Genomic DNA, 17,633 nt, shown 5'->3' with positions numbered 1-17,633 from the left:
ACCGGCACCATTTCCGTGCGCCGGCTCATCCTAGAGGAACTGACATGTTCGACATTCTCTGGCGATCCGTCGCCATCGGCATCGGGGCGACAGTCCTCATGGATATCTGGGCGATCCTGCTCGCAAAGCTCGGCGTGACGCCGTCGCCAAACTGGGCGCCGGCCGGACGCTGGTTCTGGCACCTCGGCAAGGGCAAGGTCTTTCATGATAATATCGCTGATGCCGCGCCCTACGCCAGCGAGCTGGCGCTCGGCTGGATCGGCCACTATGCGGTCGGAATCCTCTACGGCATCCTGCTGGCGATCTTCGTCGGCCCGGCCTGGTTTGCTGCGCCGACTTTCCTGCCGGCCTGGATCCTAGGCATCGTCACCGTCGGCGCGGGTTGGTTTCTGATGCAACCGGGCCTCGGCCTCGGCTGGGCGGCATCGAAGACGCCGAATCCCACGAAGGCCCGTGTGCTCAATCTGCTCGCCCATACCGTCTTCGGCTTCGGGCTTTACGCAACGGCGCTCATTATCCGCTAGAGCAATTCCAGCAAAAGCGCGCGGCGATTTGCGCCCGGAATTGCATCAAAAGCAAGCGCTACCAGCGCGTCGGTTCGTCCGGCGCTGACGGCTCGACGGCCAGTGCGTGAAGCCCGGCGTCCAACTCGGGCTTCAAGAGGTCGGTGATCGCCTTATGCCGTTGCAGCCGCGACATGCCGACGAATTTTGCAGAGACGATACGAACGCGCATATGCGTCTCGCCGGTGCCCGTGATGTCCGGCTGGTGACCGGCGTGCAGATGGCTCTCGTTGATCACGGAGAGGCGTTCGGGCGCAAATGCCTCTTTGAGCTTCTCTTCGATGCTGCTCTGGAGTGTCATCACCGGGTCTTTTGAATTCACGAAAAAGGTTTCCACCAAGCCAGCAACATTCCCGTTTGTCAATTCTTGTTGTCGTCAGTCAGCAGCCCCATAATTAGCGCCGCCATGAGACTTGATTCCAAATATTTCGATCGCATCCGAACGCGCCGCAGGCGAGAGCAGGAGCCCGAACAGGCGCCTCCAAGCTGTCAGTGGGACGGCTGCGACAAAAAAGGCACGCATCGCGCTCCTGTCGGACGTAATGCGGAAGGCCAGTTCTTCTTGTTCTGTTTCGAGCACGTCAAGGACTACAACAAGGGATATAATTATTTCTCCGGCCTCTCGGACGGCGAAATTGCACGCTACCAGAAGGAGGCGATCACCGGTCATCGCCCCACCTGGACGGTCGGCGTCAACAAGGATGCCAAAAATAGCCCGCTGCATGCCGAGGTCCGCTCCGGCGCCTATTCGCGCGTGCGTGATCCGTTCGGTTTCGTGAAGGAAGGTGGCGGCAAGGGCAGCGGCCCGCGCTTTCCGCAGGCCCGCAAGCTGAAATCGCTGGAGGCCAAGGCTTTCGATACGATGGGACTTGCAGCGAACGCCACTTCGGCGGAGATCAAGAGCAAGTACAAGGAACTGGTCAAGAAGCATCACCCCGATGCGAATGGCGGCGATCGCGGCTCGGAAGAGCGTTTCCGCGCCGTCATCCAGGCCTATCAATTATTGAAGCAGAACGGTTTTTGTTAATTCCCGTCCTTGCTCTTAAGCTTCAATCGGGTATGGTCCACATCGGCTGAGGCCGCAGGCAACCGCGGCATATATATTTGTGCGTTTTCCCGACATCGCCTCTGCCGACCTTCCGGACGCTGCGTTTCTTGTCCGGGACTCTTTCAAGAATGCTCGCCAGCGGTCATTATCCCGCCGAGGTTTCGTTTCAGTCCCGGAGAAGTATCGCCGACGTTCCGACCCTTGGAGAACGCGGAAACGATACTGCGGCGCCATGGTCGCGCAATGGCTGAGATAGTGTGGTCGGGTGGCCGTCACCCGCCTTGGAGACATGATGAGCAAGATTGACCTTGATATTTCCGAACTGCCCGACACCACCGTTTCGGTCCGGGAGGTCTTCGGCATCGATTCCGACATTCGTGTGCCCGCTTACAGCAAGGGCGACGCCTATGTTCCGGATCTCGATCCCGACTATCTCTTCGACCGCGAGACGACGCTCGCGATCCTCGCCGGCTTTGCCCATAATCGACGTGTGATGATCTCCGGCTACCACGGCACGGGTAAGTCTTCGCATATCGAGCAGGTTGCCGCGCGCCTCAACTGGCCTTGCGTGCGTATCAACCTCGACAGCCATGTCAGCCGTATCGATCTCGTCGGCAAGGATGCGATCGTCGTCAAGGACGGGCTGCAGGTCACCGAATTCAAGGACGGCATCCTGCCCTGGGCCTATCAGCACAATGTCGCGCTTGTCTTCGACGAATATGATGCCGGCCGCCCGGACGTGATGTTCGTCATCCAGCGCGTTCTGGAATCCTCCGGCCGGCTAACGCTGCTCGACCAGAGCCGTGTCATCCGTCCTCACCCGGCCTTCCGCCTGTTTGCAACCGCCAACACCATCGGTCTTGGAGATACGACAGGCCTCTATCACGGCACGCAGCAGATCAACCAGGCACAGATGGACCGCTGGTCGATCGTCTCGACGCTGAACTATCTGCCGCACGACCACGAAGTGAATATCGTCGCTGCCAAGGTGAAGAGCTTCGGCAAGGACAAGGAAGGCCGCGATACAGTTTCCAAGATGGTCCGCGTTGCCGATCTGACGCGCGCTTCGTTCATGAATGGCGATCTTTCGACCGTCATGAGCCCGCGTACCGTCATCACCTGGGCCGAGAATGCCGAGATTTTCGGCGATATCGCCTTCGCCTTCCGCGTCACCTTCCTCAACAAGTGCGATGAGCTGGAGCGTCCTCTGGTGGCCGAGCACTATCAGCGCGCCTTCGGCGTGGAACTCAAGGAAAGCGCTGCCAACATCGTTCTGGGGGCTTAAGGCCAGTCGATCATGGCATCTCGTGGTGACAATTCGAAAGCAAAGCCCGGTGCGCCCGTCGATGTCGAGCCGTTGCGGCGGGCGATAACCGGCTGCGTGCGCGCAATCGCGGGCGATGACCAAGTCGAGGTAGCTTTCGCCAATGAGCGTCCCGGCATGACGGGCGAGCGCATTCGTCTGCCGGAGCTTTCCAAGCGCCCGACGGCGCATGAGCTGGCGGTGACGCGCGGTCTTGGCGATTCCATGGCACTGCGTATCGCCTGCCACGACGAGAAGGTCCATTCCAGTATGGCGCCGCAAGGCTCGGATGCCCGGGCGATCTTCGACGCCGTCGAGCAGGCGCGGGTGGAATCGATCGGTTCGCTGCGCATGGAAGGCATGGCTGCCAACCTGCGTTCCATGACCGAGGAGAAATACGCCAAGGCGAATTTTACCGTTATCGAACGGCAGGAAGATGCGCCGATCGGCGAAGCCGTTGCGATGATGGTGCGCGAGAAGCTCACCGGTCAGAAGCCGCCGGCGTCGGCCGGAAAAGTTCTCGACCTGTGGCGTTCCTTCATCGAAGACAAGGCCGGCAGCGAGCTCGATAATCTCTCCGGTGTCATCAACGACCAGCAGGCTTTCTCGAAGGTCATCCGCAATATGCTGTCGGCCATGGAAATGGCCGAGGAATATGGAGACGACGACAGCAATCCGGATGACGACGACCAGTCCAGCGATGATGATCAGCCGACAGGCGACGAGCAGAACGAGGACGAGATCGACGAGGATGCCGGCAGCGATGCCGCACCGGTCGAAGACAGCGAAGTCGCTGACGAGCAGATGGAGGACGGCGAAACCGAAGGCGCCGAGATCTCCGACGACGACATGATGGAAGAAGGCGAGGACGATTCCGAGACGCCTGGCGAAACCCGCCGTCCGAACACGCCGTTTGCCGATTTCAACGAGAAGGTCGATTACCACGTCTATACGGAGGAATTCGACGAAATCATCACGGCCGAAGAGCTGTGCGATGCCGCCGAACTGGAGCGCCTGCGTGCCTTCCTCGACAAGCAGCTGGCGCACCTGCAGGGCGCTGTCGGTCGTCTTGCCAACCGTCTGCAGCGCAAGCTGATGGCACAGCAGAACCGTTCCTGGGATTTCGATCTCGAGGAAGGTTATCTCGATACGGCCCGCCTGCAGCGCATTATCATCGATCCGACGCAGCCTCTCTCCTTCAAGATGGAGCGCGACACGCAGTTCCGCGATACGGTCGTGACATTGCTGATCGACAATTCCGGCTCCATGCGGGGCCGGCCGATCACTGTTGCCGCGACCTGCGCCGATATTCTGGCGCGCACGCTGGAGCGCTGCGGCGTCAAGGTGGAAATCCTCGGCTTCACGACGAAGGCCTGGAAGGGCGGTCAGGCACGCGAGAACTGGCTTGCGAATGGCAAGCCACAGACACCCGGCCGTCTCAACGACCTGCGCCACATCGTCTACAAGTCGGCCGATGCTCCATGGCGGCGCGCGCGCACCAATCTCGGCCTGATGATGCGCGAAGGCCTGCTGAAAGAAAACATCGATGGCGAGGCGCTGATCTGGGCGCATAATCGCCTGCTGGCGCGCCGTGAGCAGCGTCGTATCCTGATGATGATTTCGGATGGTGCGCCGGTCGATGATTCCACGCTGTCGGTCAATCCGGGCAATTATCTGGAGCGGCATTTGCGTGCCGTGATCGAGCAGATCGAGACGCGTTCTCCGGTCGAGCTTCTGGCAATCGGAATTGGCCATGACGTGACGCGTTACTATCGCCGCGCCGTGACGATCGTCGATGCGGATGAGCTCGCCGGCGCCATGACCGAGCAGCTTGCCGAATTGTTTGAGGATCATGCCGCACAGCCGCGCGGTGGCCGTCTGCGCCGCGCTGGCTGATACCGTCCTGGAGAAGCTCCATATGGCGTTTGAAAACCTGTCTCGCGCCGCTCTGGTCGCTCTCGGCCTTGCGACAGGGTTCTCAAGCGCTCATGCGGGCGAGCCTGCGAAGATCATCAGCCGCAAGATTTCGGATTTCCATATCGGTCGGGACGAAACCCGTTTCGGCCCGCTGGAGTTTATCGGTGGGCTGGAGATGGTATCGAGCAATTCGCTCTTTGGCTCGCTTTCCTCCATCCGCATGCGCCCTGACGGCAAGAATTTCGTCGGCGTTCTCGATACCGGGCACTGGCTGACGGGCAGCATCGAGCGCGATGCCAAGGGCAGGCTGTCCAGTCTTTCCGGTGTCGAAATTACCCCGATGCGGGATCGGGTTGGCCGGACCTATGAGGGTAAGGGGCATATGGATGCCGAAGGCCTCGCGCTGGATGGCGACCGGATTCTTGTCTCTTTCGAACAGTATCATCGCGTCGACGTCTATCCGGATCCCGGTTTTCTCGACTCGCGATCCCTGTCGACGGTCGGGATCCTGATTCCACGTGACGAGATGCGGTCAAACCGTGGAATTGAAACCGTTGTTGTGGCCCCCGCCTCGAGCCCGTTGAAAGGCGCGCCCGTAATCGTGGCGGAGCGCAGCCTCGACGAGGACGGCAACCGGCTTGCGGCTATACTGGATGGGCCGCTGAAGGGGCAGTTCACGGTCGAGAAGGATGGCAGCTTCGATGTGACTGACGGTGCCTTCCTGCCGGATGGCGACCTGCTGCTGCTAGAGCGACGCTTCAATATGGCCGAAGGCATCGGCTTGCGCATCCGCCGTATCAAAGAGGCGGATATCAAACCTGGCGCCGTTGTGAATGGGGAACTGCTCGTCGAGGGTAATTTCAATTACAATATCGACAATATGGAAGGGTTCGATGCCTTCCAGGCGGCCGATGGCACGACGCATGTCATCCTGGTGTCTGACGACAATCACTCCATCCTGCAGCGCAATCTGATGCTGGAGTTCCGGCTGCTCGATTGAGCGGCCGTCGAACGGGTGTCATAACTCTGCGCTATGCGGACCGTCCCTTTCGACATAAGCCTTTGAGAGCGTCTCATGCACATCCACATCACGGGAGCGTCGGGCTCCGGCACGACCACGCTTGGCCTGGCCCTGGCCGAGTTGCTCGGCATCCGTCATCTCGATACCGATCATTTCTTCTGGATGCCGACTGATCCGCCCTTCACGACGCAGCGCGAGGTTGGGGCGCGTATCGCGATGCTCAGGCAGGAAGCGTTGCCCCATGCCGGTTGGGTGCTTTCTGGCTCGGCAATGAAATGGGGCTCGGAATTCGAGCCGCTTTACGATCTGGTGGTCTTTCTGAGGATCGATCCCGTCGCGCGTATGGAGCGCATCCGCAGGCGCGAGGAAGAGCGATACGGCCACAGGATCAGGCCTGGTGGCGACATGGCGGTGAAAAGCCGCGAATTCATGGAATGGGCAGAGAGTTACGATACGGCGGGACCGGAACGCCGAAGTCTCGTTGGACATGAGGAGTGGCTGAAGACGCTGACGAAGCCAATCCTGCGGCTCGATTCATCACGGCCTGTAGGAGAACTCGTTGCGGAGGTGCTGAGCCATCCGGCGGTCATTGCAAGGCGCCCGCAGGTGTCGTGAGATCTCCGGCCGGTGCGCAACGGCTTGTGCGGACTGGCTGCAGCAAGTCTACAGCCAGTCCGTCCAGCATTCATGGTCAGAGCGTTTTCCTGGGTCGCTCAGCCAGAAATGATCCCATCCAAAGTGAGGAGCAAGGTGGGGAATTCAGAGATTCCGATCCGAGGTGGATTGTAAGATGGTCTTTACCGCGCAGCGGCCGACTGCATGGGGCGCAGCACGTTCATGAGCGCGCCATAGGGCAGCAGCATCACCAGGCCGACAAGCATCTTTACCGCGAAATCGCCGAGTGCCCAGGAGATCCAGCGCGGAGCTTCCGTCGAGAGGACACCGAAGATCGGCGCGTTTTCCAGTGCGAAGGGTTCGTTCGGGCCGAGGAAGACGAAGAAGGCGGCGAAAGAGAGCGAGAAGAACATCACCGTATCCAGCGCCGAGCCGATCAGCGAGCCTACGAGCGGCGCGCGCCACCAGGCCTGACGGCGCAGGCGGTTGAAGACAGCGATATCGAGAAGCTGGCCGGCGAGATAGGCGGAGCCGGAGGCGATCGCGATACGCGGAACCGAGGTAAAGAAGGAAAGGGCGACACCAACGACGAAGCCGGCGAAAACCACCTTACGCGCAGCCTGCGGGCCGAACTGGCGGTTCGTCAGGTCGGTGATCAGGAAGGCAATCGGATAGGAAAAGGCGCCCCAGGTGAGAATGTCGGCGAGATTGATGCCGGCAACTGTCGCGTTCAGCGGAAACTGGACGAGGAAGTTGGAGGCGACGACGACGAGCGTCATCAGGGCGACATAGGCAAGCGTATAGCGGGTCTTCAGCATTTTTTTATCCTGGGTGATGCCACCAGTTCGAGCAAAATTTCAGACTGGAATGAGGGCCAGCCTGGCAAAGCAAAAGGCTTGACCGGATGTTATCCGTGCAAGCCTTTCAAAGCTGCAGAAGAACGTAGGCCGAAGCTTAAGCAGCAGCGGCTTCAGCGGTCTTCTTGACGATCTGACGACGCAGCAGACGGGCGCGCATCGAAAGTTCGCCTTCGTTTGCCTTCAGCAGGAAGGCATCGAGGCCGCCACGATGCTCGACGGAACGAAGAGCAGCAGCCGAAACGCGAAGACGGTAACGCTGGCCGAGCGCGTCGGAGATCAGCGTAACCTGGCACAGGTTCGGGAGGAACCGGCGCTTGGTCTTGTTGTTGGCATGGCTGACATTGTTACCAGTCAGGACTGCCTTGCCGGTCAATTCGCACATGCGGGACATGGAACACCTATTCTTGTTTTTCTCGGGCCATTGAATGACAATCCGGCAACAACCGGCTGCGCAATCCATCAGGCCATGATTGGAAAGTTGCGGTTCTATAGTCAGACCGGTCGCGCGCGTCAAGCCAAACCTTGGCCTTTCCCGCAATTCTGTCAAAAAGCTGCTGTTTTCTTCGCAATGCTGCAGGAGTATAGACCGCAGTGCAAGGGCGCAATCGGCCCGGCAAGACAAGGCTCTCACCATGGCTCATCTGGGCAGACGGATTTTAGTTTCGGCATTCGCGGCACTTCTGGCCCTGCCGGCCGGTGCGAGTGAAGTACAGCACCGTACCGAATATAAGGTGGCCCTTGCCGGCCTGACGATTGCGCGGGCAGCCTTCGTGACAAAGATCGAAGACGATCGTAGCTACAATATTGACGGAGATATCAAGTCGGCCGGTCTTGCCGATCTGGTGACCGATATCCTGGCCAAGACCAGTGTCACAGGCGTGGTGCGCAACGACCGGCTGCAAGCTGCGAAATACGTTCTCTATTACAAGACCGGCAAGAAGGTGCGGACTTACGAGGTGAGCTACCGCAACGGCAACATCGTGTCGGCTACCACGACGCCTGAGCCGCGCCGGCCGAAGGAGTGGATTCCGGTAACAGAGGGCGATATGCGCTCCGTGCTTGACCCGATCTCGGGCCTCATCTTTACCGGTGATACGAATGTCTGCTCACAGAAGCTCCCGATCTTCGACGGCGAGACGCGCATGGACTTGGTTCTTTCGCCGAAGGGCGATGAGGATTTTTCGACCGATGGATTCAAGGGCAAGGCGATCGTCTGCGGCGTGCGCTTCATTCCGCGCTCCGGTTACAAGAAGGGTCGCAAGGATCTCGTCTACCTCAGCAAGAGCAATCGCATGGAAATTTGGTTTGCCAAGGCGGAGGCGGCAAATGTATATGCTCCGGTCTACGTCCGCATTCCCACGGAATACGGTACGGTGACGATCACGGCTGTGAAATACGGCCGCGTGAACAGCTGACGGAGCTTGCGCAGTCTCCGCGAGGGGGGACGGCGTGAAACTTCGGGCAACGTTGATCGGCTTTACGGCCATTGTGATGTGGTCGTTCCTGGCGCTCTTTACGGCTGCGTCAGGCAAGATGCCGCCATTCCAGCTTTCGGCCATCTGCTTTGCCATTGGCAGTCTTCCCGGCATTCTCGTGCTTATCCTCAACCCATCGCGCATCGCCCTCCTGAGGCAGCCGGCAAAAGTCTGGATCACCGGTATTGCCGGCCTGTTCGGCTACCATTTCCTCTATTTCACGGCGCTGAGAAACGCACCGGCCGTCGAGGCGGGCTTGATTGCCTATCTGTGGCCGCTGCTGATCGTGGTCGGTTCGGCACTGCTGCCCGGCGAGAGACTGCGCTGGTATCATATCATCGGTGCACTGGCGGGTCTTTGCGGCACCTCCCTGATTGTCGGGCGCAACGGAATCGACTTCGACGGCGCTTATGCCGTCGGTTATGGGGCGGCCTTCCTCTGTGCCTTCACCTGGTCCGGCTATTCACTGCTGACGCGGCGTTTCGATGCCGTCTCGACCGATGTGGTCACTGGCTTTTGCCTTGCGACCTCAGTGCTTTCGCTGATCTGCCATCTGGGACTGGAGACGACTGTCTGGCCGGAGACCGGCTTCGAATGGCTTGCCGTGGTCAGCCTCGGTCTCTTTCCGGTCGGCGCGGCCTTCTATGCGTGGGACCATGGGGTCAAGAACGGCGACATCCAGATCCTGGGTGCCGCAAGTTACGCCGCGCCGCTACTGTCGACACTAATCCTGACCGTTTTCGGCATTGCCGAGCCGAGCTGGCGTATCGCGCTTGCCTGCCTCCTGATCACTGGAGGTGCAGTGCTGGCAGCGCAGGAGATGTTCCGCCGCAAGCCGCAGATGCAGACGGTCGAGGCTGAGCGGGCTTAGCTAATACCGGGCTTCCAGCCCGGTGGCGCCATCTCGAATTTGGAAAATTCAAAGCCAGGGGCCACCGTACAACCGACCAGCGTATAGTCGCCCAGCGTCTCAGCCGATTGCCACCAGTTGGCGGGGATGATCGCCTGCGGCCGCTCGCCGCCCGCAATATCCATCCCGAGTTTCAGCGTCTCGCTGCTGCCACCATCTTCGGAGCGATGGAGAGCCAGCGGCGCGCCGGCATAGTAGTGCCAGACCTCTGCCGCGTCGTGTACACGATGCCAATGCGAGCGCTGGCCCTTGGCCAACAGATAATAGATCGCCGTCGAATGGCCGCGCTCCCCGCCATTCGTGTCGCGGAAGGTCTGGACATACCAGCCGCCTTCGGGGTGCGGCTGCATGCTGAGTTCGCGAATGATCTCCTCGGAAGTGAGTTCTTTTCCGGCCATGCCTAAAAATTGTCCTTGCGCTTACGGATCTCAGCGAAGACCTCTTCGTTCGTCTTGCCTTCCATCAGCAGGTTGCGGCGGATAGCGGGATCGGCCGCGCGCAGAAAGGGATTGGTTTCTTTTTCGAGCGCCAGCGTTGTCGGAATGGTGAACTTGCCTTCGGCGCGTAGTGCCTCGATTTCCGCAGCGCGGCTTTTCAGACGCTCATTGTCCGGGTCGATGGTGACTGCGAAGCGGGCGTTGGAGAGCGTGTATTCGTGGCCGAAATAAACAGCGGTCTCATCCGGCAGGACCGCAAGCTTCTGCAGCGAATGCCACATGTCGGCGGCAGGTCGTTCGAACAAGCGGCCGCAGCCGAGCGCAAAGAGCGTGTCGGCGGCAAAAAGCAGCTTATCGTCGGCAAAGTGGTAGCAGATATGGCCTGCAGTATGGCCCGGCGTTTCGATGACGTTCACCGTATGGTCGCCGAAGAGGAAGCTGTCGCCGTCGCTCATCGTCTTGTCGAGGCCGGGGATTGCCACGGCTTCATTAACTGGGCCGATGATCTCAAGGCCATACTGTTCCTTCAACGACAGATTGCCTTCCACGTGGTCGATGTGGTGGTGGGTCGTGAAGATATGAGTGACGTTCCAGCCGCGGCGTGCAGCAGCGGCTTCGACGGCTGCCGCATCGGGCGCATCGATCGAGGCAGTCTGCCCAGTCTCCGTATCATGGACCAGAACGCCGAAATTGTCGCTGCGGCAAAGAAAAACTTCTAATTCCAAAGGTTTCATCGCTCAAATAATCCCTTATCCCTCGAACTGACCGGGAATGTAGAGGTTCCGGCCTTGAAGTCCAACCGGTCGCTGATAACATTTGAAATAATGCACGCCGATATCGTCGATCTTCGCCAATTCTATCATTCCGAACTGGGGCGCATGGCCGAGCAGTCGATCGCCATGGCGTTGTCGTCGCTTTGGGTCCGATTGCCGCAGGAGCGGCTTGTGGGCATCGGCTATTCCGTGCCTTTCCTCGACCGGTTCCAGGCCGATACGGAGCGCACCTTCGCCTTTATGCCGGCCGGCCAGGGGGCGGTTAACTGGCCTGTCGGCTCGCTTTCCTCCACCGCGCTGATTTTTGACGAGGAACTGCCGCTGCCGGATTCTTCGATCGATCGCGTCCTGATGGTGCATTCGCTGGAATTTGCGGAAAGTCCACGCGAGACGCTGAAGGAACTCTGGCGGGTACTGGCGCCGGGCGGCCGGCTCATCATCGTCGTGCCGAACCGCCGCGGTGTCTGGGCACGCATGGAGCATACGCCCTTCGGCTCCGGTCGGCCATATTCCCGCGGCCAGCTGACCCATCTGCTGCGGGAGACCAATTTCACGCCGGGTGCCACAGCCGAGGCTCTGTTCTTCCCGCCATCGAAACTGCGCGCCGTGCTGCGCTTGCGTCGCGGCTTCGAGCGGATCGGCCGCATGCTCTGGCCGGCTTTTTCCGGCGTGATCATCGTTGAGGCACAGAAGCGGCTTTACCAGGGCCTGCCGGTCGCCGCCCGCGCCTCCCGCCGCGTCTTTGTGCCTGTGCTTGCGCCGCACGGCGTGCCGACGACGCGCAGCCGCTAGAGCATTTCCTGGTCAGAATGCTGCAATCTGACCAGGAAATGCTCTAGGCTTGCAGCACTCGACAAAATCGTCGTTCCGCTTTAATTGCACTCAAGTCTTTCGCCGGCTTTCCGGCAGTTTCCAAGGTCGATCCATGAGCGTTGAGATGAGCAAACCCGTTCCGCGTCCCGGCATTCTCGATATCGCAGCCTATGTGCCGGGCAAGGAGCATGCAGCGGGTGTTACCCGCGTCTACAAGCTCTCCTCCAACGAGACCCCGCTTGGCGCGAGCCCCAAGGCGATCGAAGCATTCAAGGCGGCCGCAGGCAATCTTGAGCGGTATCCTGATGGACAGGCGCTTGAGTTGCGCGAGGCTATCGCTTCGGTACATGGGCTCAACCCGGCAAACATCCTGTGCGGCAACGGCTCCGACGAATTGCTGGGCTTGCTCTGCCACGTCTACCTCGGCCCCGGTGACGAAGGCATTATCACCGAGCACGGCTTCCTCGTCTATAAGATCCAGATCATGGGCGCGGGCGCAACACCTGTCGTGGTCAAGGAAAAGAACCATACGGTCGATGTCGATGCGATCCTTGCCGCGGTGACGGACAAGACGAAAATCGTCTTTATCGCCAATCCCGGCAATCCGACCGGCACTTATATTCCGGTCAGCGAGATCCGCCGCCTGCAGGCCGGCCTGCCGAAGCACGTCGTCCTCGTGCTCGATGCAGCCTACGCGGAGTATGTCCGCCGGAATGACTACGAATCCGGCATCGAGGTCGTCTCCTCGAACGCCAACGTTGTCATGACCCGTACTTTTTCGAAGGCTTACGGTCTTGCAGCTCTACGCGTCGGGTGGATGTATGCCCCCGTCGAGATCATCGATGCGCTGAACCGTGTGCGGGGTCCGTTTAATATGAATGCGCCGGCAATCGCGGCGGGTGCGGCAGCCATTCGCGACCAGTCCTTCATTCAGGAAGCCGTGTCCTTCAACCAGATGTGGATCGAGAAGCTGACGAACGCATTAGAGGCCATTGGCCTCAAGGTCACGCCCTCGGTCGCCAACTTCGTTCTCATTCATTTCCCCGAAACCGACGGTAAGCGTGCGGCAGATGCCGATGAATTCCTGACGAGCCGCGGCTATATCCTGCGCGCAGTACGCAGCTATGGCTTTCCGAATTCGCTGCGCATGAGCGTCGGTCCGGAAGAGGCCAATCACGGTGTCATCGAGGCGCTCGGCGAATTCATGGGGCGCAAGGCATGACGGCGCAGTTCGATCGCATTACCCTGATCGGTATCGGCCTGATCGGCTCCTCCCTTGCTCATGATATCAAGCGGCTCGGACTTGCCAAAGAAGTCATCGTCGCCACGCGCAGCGCCGAGACGCTGAAGCGCGCTGAAGAGCTGAAGCTTGGCGATCACTATACGACCTCCTCGGCCGAGGCGGTAAAGGATGCCGATCTGGTTATCGTGTCGGTGCCGGTCGGCGCCTCCGAAAGCGTGGCGAAAGAGATCGCCGGCAGCCTGAAACCCGGCGCGATCGTCACGGATGTCGGTTCCACCAAGGCTTCCGTGATCGCGCAGATGCAGCCGCACATGCCCAGCCATGTGCATTTCATTGCCGGCCATCCGATCGCGGGCACGGAAAAGTCCGGCCCGGATGCAGGCTTCCCCGGCCTGTTCCAAGGGCGCTGGTGCATCCTGACGCCGCTCGAAGGAACGGACCCGACGGCGCTGAAGACGCTGCGCAGCTTCTGGGAAGCACTCGGCTCCCGAGTCGACGAGATGGACGCCCAGCATCATGACAAGGTGCTCGCCATCGTCTCTCATCTGCCGCATCTCATAGCTTACAATATCGTCGGCACTGCCGACGATCTGGAAACCGTCACGGAATCGGAGGTCATCAAATATTCCGCCTCCGGCTTCCGCGACTTCACCCGTCTTGCTGCATCAGATCCGACGATGTGGCGGGATGTCTGCCTGCACAATCGTGACGCGATCTTGGAAATGCTGGCGCGTTTCTCGGAAGATCTCGCCTATCTGCAGAGGGCGATCCGCTGGGGCGAGGGCGACAAGATCTTCGAACTCTTCACGCGTACCCGTGCCATCCGCCGCTCGATCGTCCAGGCAGGGCAGGATGTGGATGCGCCGGATTTCGGCCGCCCGCATCCGCTGGAAAAGAAATAGTCATGATCGAGATCGCGAAGCCGGGCCGGACGGAGAAGGAATGGCTGCTTCGCGAAGATCATCATGTCGGCGAAGCCTGGGTTTCCCGCTGCATCGATCTCGGCGAATACCTGATCGCCCGCGAGCAAGATGAAATCGTAGGCTTCCTGCGCTTCTCCCGTTTCTGGGGCCGGATTCCCTATATGGAAATGATCCTGGTGCTGGATGGCCATCGTCGGTCCGGCATCGGCACGGCGCTGTTTCTCGCCTGGGAAACCGAGATGCGCGAGAGCGGCGCGCGTCTTTTGATGACGTCGAGCGAGTGTGATGAAAGCCATCCGCAGGATTGGCATCGCCGCAACGGCTTTTCCGAAACGGGGTCGATCGAACTGCCCGGCATCCAGATGGTGCCGGAAGTCTTTTTCCTTAAAAAACTCGATTAAACCGGCGGGATCTTGCCGAGCGGGATGAAGCCGCTCACCGTTGCATTGCCGTGATCGACGACGAGATCGACGGAAACCTTGTCGCCGCCGCCGGCAAGCGCCTTCAACAGCTTGGTCGCGGTATCGACGGTCGAGGCGATATCGGGGAAGGCCTCCTTGATGCTTTTGCCCCAGGGACCGAGCTGTTCGATCTCCAGCTTGAACTTGCCGGATAGGAAGCCCTGCTCGTCGAAGGAGAAGGGGCCGGAGACGGTCATCACCTTGCCATCGCCGATATCGGCGACGATGCGGCGAAGCTCGCCCTGAGAGCCGTGGATGCCCTGTTCGTCGGTGCCGTCGATCATTCCGGCTTTGCCAATCAAGGTCAGGTCGGCGCTGGCGGAGAATTTCGGGAAGACCTGCGGCCAGTCCTTGATTACAGCATCGGCGTTTTCCACGGAGATTGCGCCGTCAAGATCCGCTCCGTTCTGCCGCAGGTGGATTTCGGTGCGGGCGGCATCGAAATTGACGGTCTGGCCGGTAAAGGAGGAGATGGCCACGGCCTTCAGTCCGTCGATGACCGTCGAGGTACGGCCGATGCCCTGTGCCTTGGTGACGAGGCTCGATTGCAGATTGTCCCATTGGGCATTGACGGTCAGGCCTTGCGCGGTACGGATTTCTGCCGGGGCGTCGAGTTCCCAGACGATATGGCCGGGGGCATAGACCTGAGCGGCGGAGCGAAGCGCGCCGAAGGTGGCGGAAATACCATTTACATTGTCGTCCACATCCACCTTGGAGCAAAAAAGTCCGATGCGGAAAGGAAAGCCGCGGAATTCGATATCGGAGCACTCGCCGCTCACGCCGACATCGGCGCGGGGCGCGATCGCGGTCAGTACGGTCTGTTTCAGCGCGGAGGCCGCATAAAGCCAGCCGCCCGTATAAAGAGCGATCACCAGAAGAATGGCGCCGCCCAACAACCAGAATTTCCTGCCGCTGCTGTATTGGCCGCTGCCGGATTGGCTTGACGCTGCCATGATGTTCTCCAATGGTGAGAGCGAAATCTGATTTGATCTGGCGTGCGATATGGACGAATTTTGGGTATTTGGCTACGGCTCGTTGATGTGGAATCCGGGCTTCGAATTCGTCGAGCGATCGCAAGCCCTGGTTTATGGCTATAGGCGCTCGCTCTGTGTCCGCTCCTTCGTCCATCGCGGCAACCGTGAAAATCCCGGTCTCGTTCTCGGCCTCGACCGGGGCGGTGCTTGCCGCGGCATGGCCTTCCAGGTCGCGCCTGACAATTGGGACGAGGTGATCGACTATTTACGCGCGCGCGAACTCGTCACCAATGTCTATCTCGAACGGCACCTGCCGCTGCAGCTTTCCGATGGTCGCAACGTGCGGGCCGTCGCCTATGTGGTCGATCGTGCCCATGAGCAATATGCCGGCGCGCTGGATGCGCTTGCCGCCGCGCGGATCGTCAACGTTTCGGTCGGCCAGTCGGGACCGAACGATGCCTATGTCTTCAACACGCTGGCACATCTCAAGGAGATGGGTATCCGCGACCAGTGGCTGGAGCAGGTGGTCCAGGAAGTTACGCGGCTGCGTAACACAGCTTAAGCAGTAACAGCCCTTTTTTTGCGCAGTTCAGCCAGCCGTTCTACCGCCGTCGGCGGCAGCGGCACATGCGGGTTGCGTTCGACCGTATCGATCAGAAGCTGATCGCTGGCGCTTTCCGTAACGTCGATCAGATGGGCGAAGAAGGCGTCGGGATCCATGCCGGGCATGATGGGCGGCAGGATCTGTACCTTGAAATGACCGGGATAACGCATGGTGCTGCGGCGCGGCCAGAACAGGCCGGGATGCATAACGATGGGCACGACCGGAAGCTGCAGATCGCGATACATGCGGGCGATGCCGTATTTGTACATCGGCTCGGCACCCGGTGGGCGGCGCGTGCCCTCGGGATAGATAATGAGCTGGCGGCCGGTGGCGAGCTCTTCCTTGGTGCGCTTCAGCACCTCCACCATCACCTTGCCGCGCGCGCCGCGATCGACCGGGATCATGCGCTGCCTCTTGGCGTACCAGCCAAACAACGGAATCCACATAAGCTCGCGCTTGAGGATATAGACCGGGTCCTTGAGGTTTGGCAGCAGCGCATAGGTGTCCCAGAAGGACTGATGCTTTGGCGCGATGATGTAGCTGCCGTCAGGCAGGTTCTCCAAGCCCTCGATCTCGAAGGTGGTGCCTACGATCACCCGCATCAGCCAGTGGTTGGAGCGCGCCCAGTTCTTGGGGACGTTGTAGGCGAGCTTGCGCGGCGCGATGAAGTAGAAGGGGGAGAGCACGATCATCCTGACGATGAGGTTGGCATAGAAGATCGTGTTGAACAGAACGGAACGCAGAGCGATCATGAAACTTTCCCGAAGCACGGTCACGCCGACCGGCCTACACGATATTGTCTATCAGAAAAAGCGCCTGATTGCCGCTAGAGGGCCGTGCGTCCATTCGGACGCACAAAGGACGCTCTAACTCTTAGAATCTACGCATCAGGCTTTCTGAAAATCGATTCCGATTTTCAGGCCGGTGCTATAGCGCGTAAAAGCCTCAGCTCTGGCTGGCCAGGCTGGCGGAACGCAGGCCGGTATGGCGCAGGCCGAGGATATTGCGCGCGCCTGCCAGCAGCAACTTCGCGTATTCGGCCAGCATGACGCGCAACGCATTCGGATCGGTAAACCAATCGCGTGTCTTCAGATCGGAATTGACGACAGGATAGGGGATGAATTCGATGTCGGGATCCACATATGCGAGTTCGGCGAGGCTGCGCGGCATGTGGTAGTTATTGGTGACGACGAGTATGCTCTTGTAGCCTCTGTCGTGGATCCAGTTCGACGCCTCCTCCGCATTGCCGATCGTATCGAGAGCGTCGTAGCCGATGTCGACACAGCAGGAGAAAAGATCGGCCGGCCCTTGAGTCATTTTCCGGATCTGCGTCGGCGTCGTGGACGGATGCGCCCCCGAGATAAGCAGCCGCTTGCCGGCGCCTTTCTGCAGGAGCTCGACGGCCTGGTCGATGCGCTGATAACCGCCGGTCAGCACGATGATTGCGTCTGCCCGCGGCTCGGCGGGAGGCTTCAGCGTCGTCACCGAATCTGCGAAGCGCAAAAAGCCGCCAAAGATTAGCGCTGCGAGCAACACGCAGGAGAAGCCCATCCAGCGCAATACGCGACGGACCGGGCCACGCCGCGGCGAAACGCTCTCGGGGCGTTCAAGCTCCGGGTCCGGGCGAATCGGATTGCGTGTCGTATGGCCCATCGTCATGAGTCGTGATTATACGCTGATTGCGGCGCGGAAC

Annotated in this window: 21 protein-coding genes; 13 read left to right on the top strand and 8 right to left on the bottom strand. The window is 60.0% G+C overall.

Translation table 11 applies throughout. The features are described from left to right. Positions 1-44: 44 nt before the first annotated feature. Positions 45-524, top strand: a complete 480-nt coding sequence (locus FHT92_RS19980) for a DUF2938 domain-containing protein (RefSeq protein ID WP_183828632.1) — start codon at positions 45-47, stop codon at positions 522-524. Between the two features lie 58 nt (positions 525-582). Here FHT92_RS19980 and FHT92_RS19975 read toward each other — a convergent pair whose 3' ends face one another. Then, the gene (locus FHT92_RS19975; RefSeq protein ID WP_183829197.1) at positions 583-864 is read right to left on the bottom strand and encodes a BolA family transcriptional regulator; all 282 of its coding nucleotides are present in this window, start codon (positions 862-864) and stop codon (positions 583-585) included. 105 nt (positions 865-969) lie between these two features. On the opposite strand from FHT92_RS19975, the gene FHT92_RS19970 reads away from it, so the two are divergent. The 5 genes from FHT92_RS19970 (at position 970) to FHT92_RS19950 (ending at position 6,467) form a co-directional block, all read left to right on the top strand. Beyond that, entirely contained in the window at positions 970-1,590 is a 621-nt protein-coding gene (locus FHT92_RS19970) for a J domain-containing protein (protein ID WP_007822228.1), read from the top strand. Between the two features lie 313 nt (positions 1,591-1,903). Then, positions 1,904-2,896: a cobaltochelatase subunit CobS gene (gene cobS / locus FHT92_RS19965; RefSeq protein ID WP_183828629.1), complete on the top strand. Its 993-nt coding sequence runs from the start codon at positions 1,904-1,906 to the stop codon at positions 2,894-2,896. Positions 2,897-2,908: 12 nt separating this feature from the next. Further along, entirely contained in the window at positions 2,909-4,810 is a 1,902-nt protein-coding gene (cobT, locus tag FHT92_RS19960; RefSeq protein ID WP_183828627.1) for a cobaltochelatase subunit CobT, read from the top strand. Positions 4,811-4,832: 22 nt separating this feature from the next. Further along, positions 4,833-5,831 carry an esterase-like activity of phytase family protein gene (locus FHT92_RS19955; RefSeq protein ID WP_183749588.1) on the top strand — a complete coding sequence of 333 codons (999 nt, stop codon included), beginning with the start codon at positions 4,833-4,835 and terminating at the stop codon, positions 5,829-5,831. A gap of 75 nt (positions 5,832-5,906) precedes the next feature. After that, positions 5,907-6,467, top strand: coding sequence for an AAA family ATPase (locus tag FHT92_RS19950; RefSeq protein WP_183828624.1), 561 nt, complete (start codon positions 5,907-5,909; stop codon positions 6,465-6,467). A 182-nt stretch (positions 6,468-6,649) separates the two neighbouring features. Here the strand turns inward: FHT92_RS19950 and FHT92_RS19945 are convergent, their stop codons facing one another. Further along, a complete protein-coding gene (locus FHT92_RS19945) occupies positions 6,650-7,285 on the bottom strand; it encodes a VUT family protein (RefSeq protein ID WP_183749590.1) in 636 nt (211 codons plus the stop codon). A gap of 136 nt (positions 7,286-7,421) precedes the next feature. Further along, a complete protein-coding gene (gene rpmB, locus FHT92_RS19940) occupies positions 7,422-7,718 on the bottom strand; it encodes a 50S ribosomal protein L28 (RefSeq protein WP_007822210.1) in 297 nt (98 codons plus the stop codon). Positions 7,719-7,959: 241 nt separating this feature from the next. On the opposite strand from rpmB, the gene FHT92_RS19935 reads away from it, so the two are divergent. Both FHT92_RS19935 and FHT92_RS19930 read left to right on the top strand, forming a co-directional pair. Further along, positions 7,960-8,742: a DUF3108 domain-containing protein gene (locus FHT92_RS19935; RefSeq protein WP_183749591.1), complete on the top strand. Its 783-nt coding sequence runs from the start codon at positions 7,960-7,962 to the stop codon at positions 8,740-8,742. A gap of 34 nt (positions 8,743-8,776) precedes the next feature. Beyond that, positions 8,777-9,673: a DMT family transporter gene (locus FHT92_RS19930; protein WP_183828621.1), complete on the top strand. Its 897-nt coding sequence runs from the start codon at positions 8,777-8,779 to the stop codon at positions 9,671-9,673. Here FHT92_RS19930 and FHT92_RS19925 read toward each other — a convergent pair. Beyond that, a complete protein-coding gene (locus FHT92_RS19925) occupies positions 9,670-10,110 on the bottom strand; it encodes a cupin domain-containing protein (RefSeq protein ID WP_183749593.1) in 441 nt (146 codons plus the stop codon). The two genes, FHT92_RS19930 and FHT92_RS19925, sit on opposite strands and share 4 nt — an antisense overlap. Positions 10,111-10,112: 2 nt before the next feature. Further along, positions 10,113-10,883: a hydroxyacylglutathione hydrolase gene (gene gloB, locus FHT92_RS19920; RefSeq protein ID WP_183749594.1), complete on the bottom strand. Its 771-nt coding sequence runs from the start codon at positions 10,881-10,883 to the stop codon at positions 10,113-10,115. 54 nt (positions 10,884-10,937) lie between these two features. Between gloB and FHT92_RS19915 the strand changes: the two genes are divergently transcribed. The 4 genes from FHT92_RS19915 (at position 10,938) to FHT92_RS19900 (ending at position 14,302) form a co-directional block, all read left to right on the top strand. Next, positions 10,938-11,714, top strand: a complete 777-nt coding sequence (locus FHT92_RS19915) for a class I SAM-dependent methyltransferase (RefSeq protein ID WP_183749595.1) — start codon at positions 10,938-10,940, stop codon at positions 11,712-11,714. Between the two features lie 145 nt (positions 11,715-11,859). Further along, positions 11,860-12,957 carry a histidinol-phosphate transaminase gene (gene hisC / locus FHT92_RS19910; protein WP_183749596.1) on the top strand — a complete coding sequence of 366 codons (1,098 nt, stop codon included), beginning with the start codon at positions 11,860-11,862 and terminating at the stop codon, positions 12,955-12,957. Continuing rightward, the gene (locus FHT92_RS19905; protein WP_312858781.1) at positions 12,936-13,880 is read left to right on the top strand and encodes a prephenate/arogenate dehydrogenase family protein; all 945 of its coding nucleotides are present in this window, start codon (positions 12,936-12,938) and stop codon (positions 13,878-13,880) included. The genes hisC and FHT92_RS19905 overlap by 22 nt, the downstream gene beginning before the upstream one ends. 2 nt (positions 13,881-13,882) lie before the next feature. Further along, positions 13,883-14,302 carry a GNAT family N-acetyltransferase gene (locus tag FHT92_RS19900; protein WP_183828618.1) on the top strand — a complete coding sequence of 140 codons (420 nt, stop codon included), beginning with the start codon at positions 13,883-13,885 and terminating at the stop codon, positions 14,300-14,302. Here the strand turns inward: FHT92_RS19900 and FHT92_RS19895 are convergent. Next, a complete protein-coding gene (locus FHT92_RS19895; protein WP_183828615.1) occupies positions 14,299-15,315 on the bottom strand; it encodes a DUF2125 domain-containing protein in 1,017 nt (338 codons plus the stop codon). The two genes, FHT92_RS19900 and FHT92_RS19895, sit on opposite strands and share 4 nt — an antisense overlap. A 49-nt stretch (positions 15,316-15,364) precedes the next feature. On the opposite strand from FHT92_RS19895, the gene FHT92_RS19890 reads away from it, so the two are divergent. After that, the gene (locus FHT92_RS19890) at positions 15,365-15,898 is read left to right on the top strand and encodes a gamma-glutamylcyclotransferase (protein WP_183749600.1); all 534 of its coding nucleotides are present in this window, start codon (positions 15,365-15,367) and stop codon (positions 15,896-15,898) included. Here the strand turns inward: FHT92_RS19890 and FHT92_RS19885 are convergent. Together FHT92_RS19885 and FHT92_RS19880 are read right to left on the bottom strand one after the other, a co-directional pair. Next, positions 15,895-16,692: a lysophospholipid acyltransferase family protein gene (locus FHT92_RS19885; protein ID WP_183749601.1), complete on the bottom strand. Its 798-nt coding sequence runs from the start codon at positions 16,690-16,692 to the stop codon at positions 15,895-15,897. The genes FHT92_RS19890 and FHT92_RS19885 overlap by 4 nt on opposite strands. A 193-nt stretch (positions 16,693-16,885) precedes the next feature. Beyond that, positions 16,886-17,599, bottom strand: a complete 714-nt coding sequence (locus tag FHT92_RS19880) for a YdcF family protein (protein ID WP_183828612.1) — start codon at positions 17,597-17,599, stop codon at positions 16,886-16,888. Positions 17,600-17,633 lie beyond the last annotated feature (34 nt).

The organism is Rhizobium sp. BK377 (assembly GCF_014193935.1).
Lineage (GTDB): Bacteria > Pseudomonadota > Alphaproteobacteria > Rhizobiales > Rhizobiaceae > Rhizobium.
The sequence above is the reverse complement of the archived record's forward strand: the minus strand, read 5'-3'. Positions and strand labels throughout refer to the sequence as shown.

Excerpts from the sequence above, each read along its gene's own strand:
- rpmB (WP_007822210.1), bottom strand. The coding sequence starts at position 7,718 with ATGTCCCGCATGTGCGAATTGACCGGCAAGGCAGTCCTGACTGGTAAC.
- FHT92_RS19975 (WP_183829197.1), bottom strand. The coding sequence starts at position 864 with ATGACACTCCAGAGCAGCATCGAAGAGAAGCTCAAAGAGGCATTTGCG.
- FHT92_RS19980 (WP_183828632.1), top strand. The coding sequence starts at position 45 with ATGTTCGACATTCTCTGGCGATCCGTCGCCATCGGCATCGGGGCGACA.
- FHT92_RS19895 (WP_183828615.1), bottom strand. The coding sequence starts at position 15,315 with ATGGCAGCGTCAAGCCAATCCGGCAGCGGCCAATACAGCAGCGGCAGG.
- FHT92_RS19945 (WP_183749590.1), bottom strand. The coding sequence starts at position 7,285 with ATGCTGAAGACCCGCTATACGCTTGCCTATGTCGCCCTGATGACGCTC.
- FHT92_RS19880 (WP_183828612.1), bottom strand. The coding sequence starts at position 17,599 with ATGACGATGGGCCATACGACACGCAATCCGATTCGCCCGGACCCGGAG.
- FHT92_RS19885 (WP_183749601.1), bottom strand. The coding sequence starts at position 16,692 with ATGATCGCTCTGCGTTCCGTTCTGTTCAACACGATCTTCTATGCCAAC.
- FHT92_RS19950 (WP_183828624.1), top strand. The coding sequence starts at position 5,907 with ATGCACATCCACATCACGGGAGCGTCGGGCTCCGGCACGACCACGCTT.
- cobS (WP_183828629.1), top strand. The coding sequence starts at position 1,904 with ATGAGCAAGATTGACCTTGATATTTCCGAACTGCCCGACACCACCGTT.
- gloB (WP_183749594.1), bottom strand. The coding sequence starts at position 10,883 with ATGAAACCTTTGGAATTAGAAGTTTTTCTTTGCCGCAGCGACAATTTC.
- FHT92_RS19970 (WP_007822228.1), top strand. The coding sequence starts at position 970 with ATGAGACTTGATTCCAAATATTTCGATCGCATCCGAACGCGCCGCAGG.
- cobT (WP_183828627.1), top strand. The coding sequence starts at position 2,909 with ATGGCATCTCGTGGTGACAATTCGAAAGCAAAGCCCGGTGCGCCCGTC.
- FHT92_RS19935 (WP_183749591.1), top strand. The coding sequence starts at position 7,960 with ATGGCTCATCTGGGCAGACGGATTTTAGTTTCGGCATTCGCGGCACTT.
- FHT92_RS19925 (WP_183749593.1), bottom strand. The coding sequence starts at position 10,110 with ATGGCCGGAAAAGAACTCACTTCCGAGGAGATCATTCGCGAACTCAGC.
- FHT92_RS19900 (WP_183828618.1), top strand. The coding sequence starts at position 13,883 with ATGATCGAGATCGCGAAGCCGGGCCGGACGGAGAAGGAATGGCTGCTT.
- FHT92_RS19955 (WP_183749588.1), top strand. The coding sequence starts at position 4,833 with ATGGCGTTTGAAAACCTGTCTCGCGCCGCTCTGGTCGCTCTCGGCCTT.
- hisC (WP_183749596.1), top strand. The coding sequence starts at position 11,860 with ATGAGCAAACCCGTTCCGCGTCCCGGCATTCTCGATATCGCAGCCTAT.
- FHT92_RS19890 (WP_183749600.1), top strand. The coding sequence starts at position 15,365 with ATGGACGAATTTTGGGTATTTGGCTACGGCTCGTTGATGTGGAATCCG.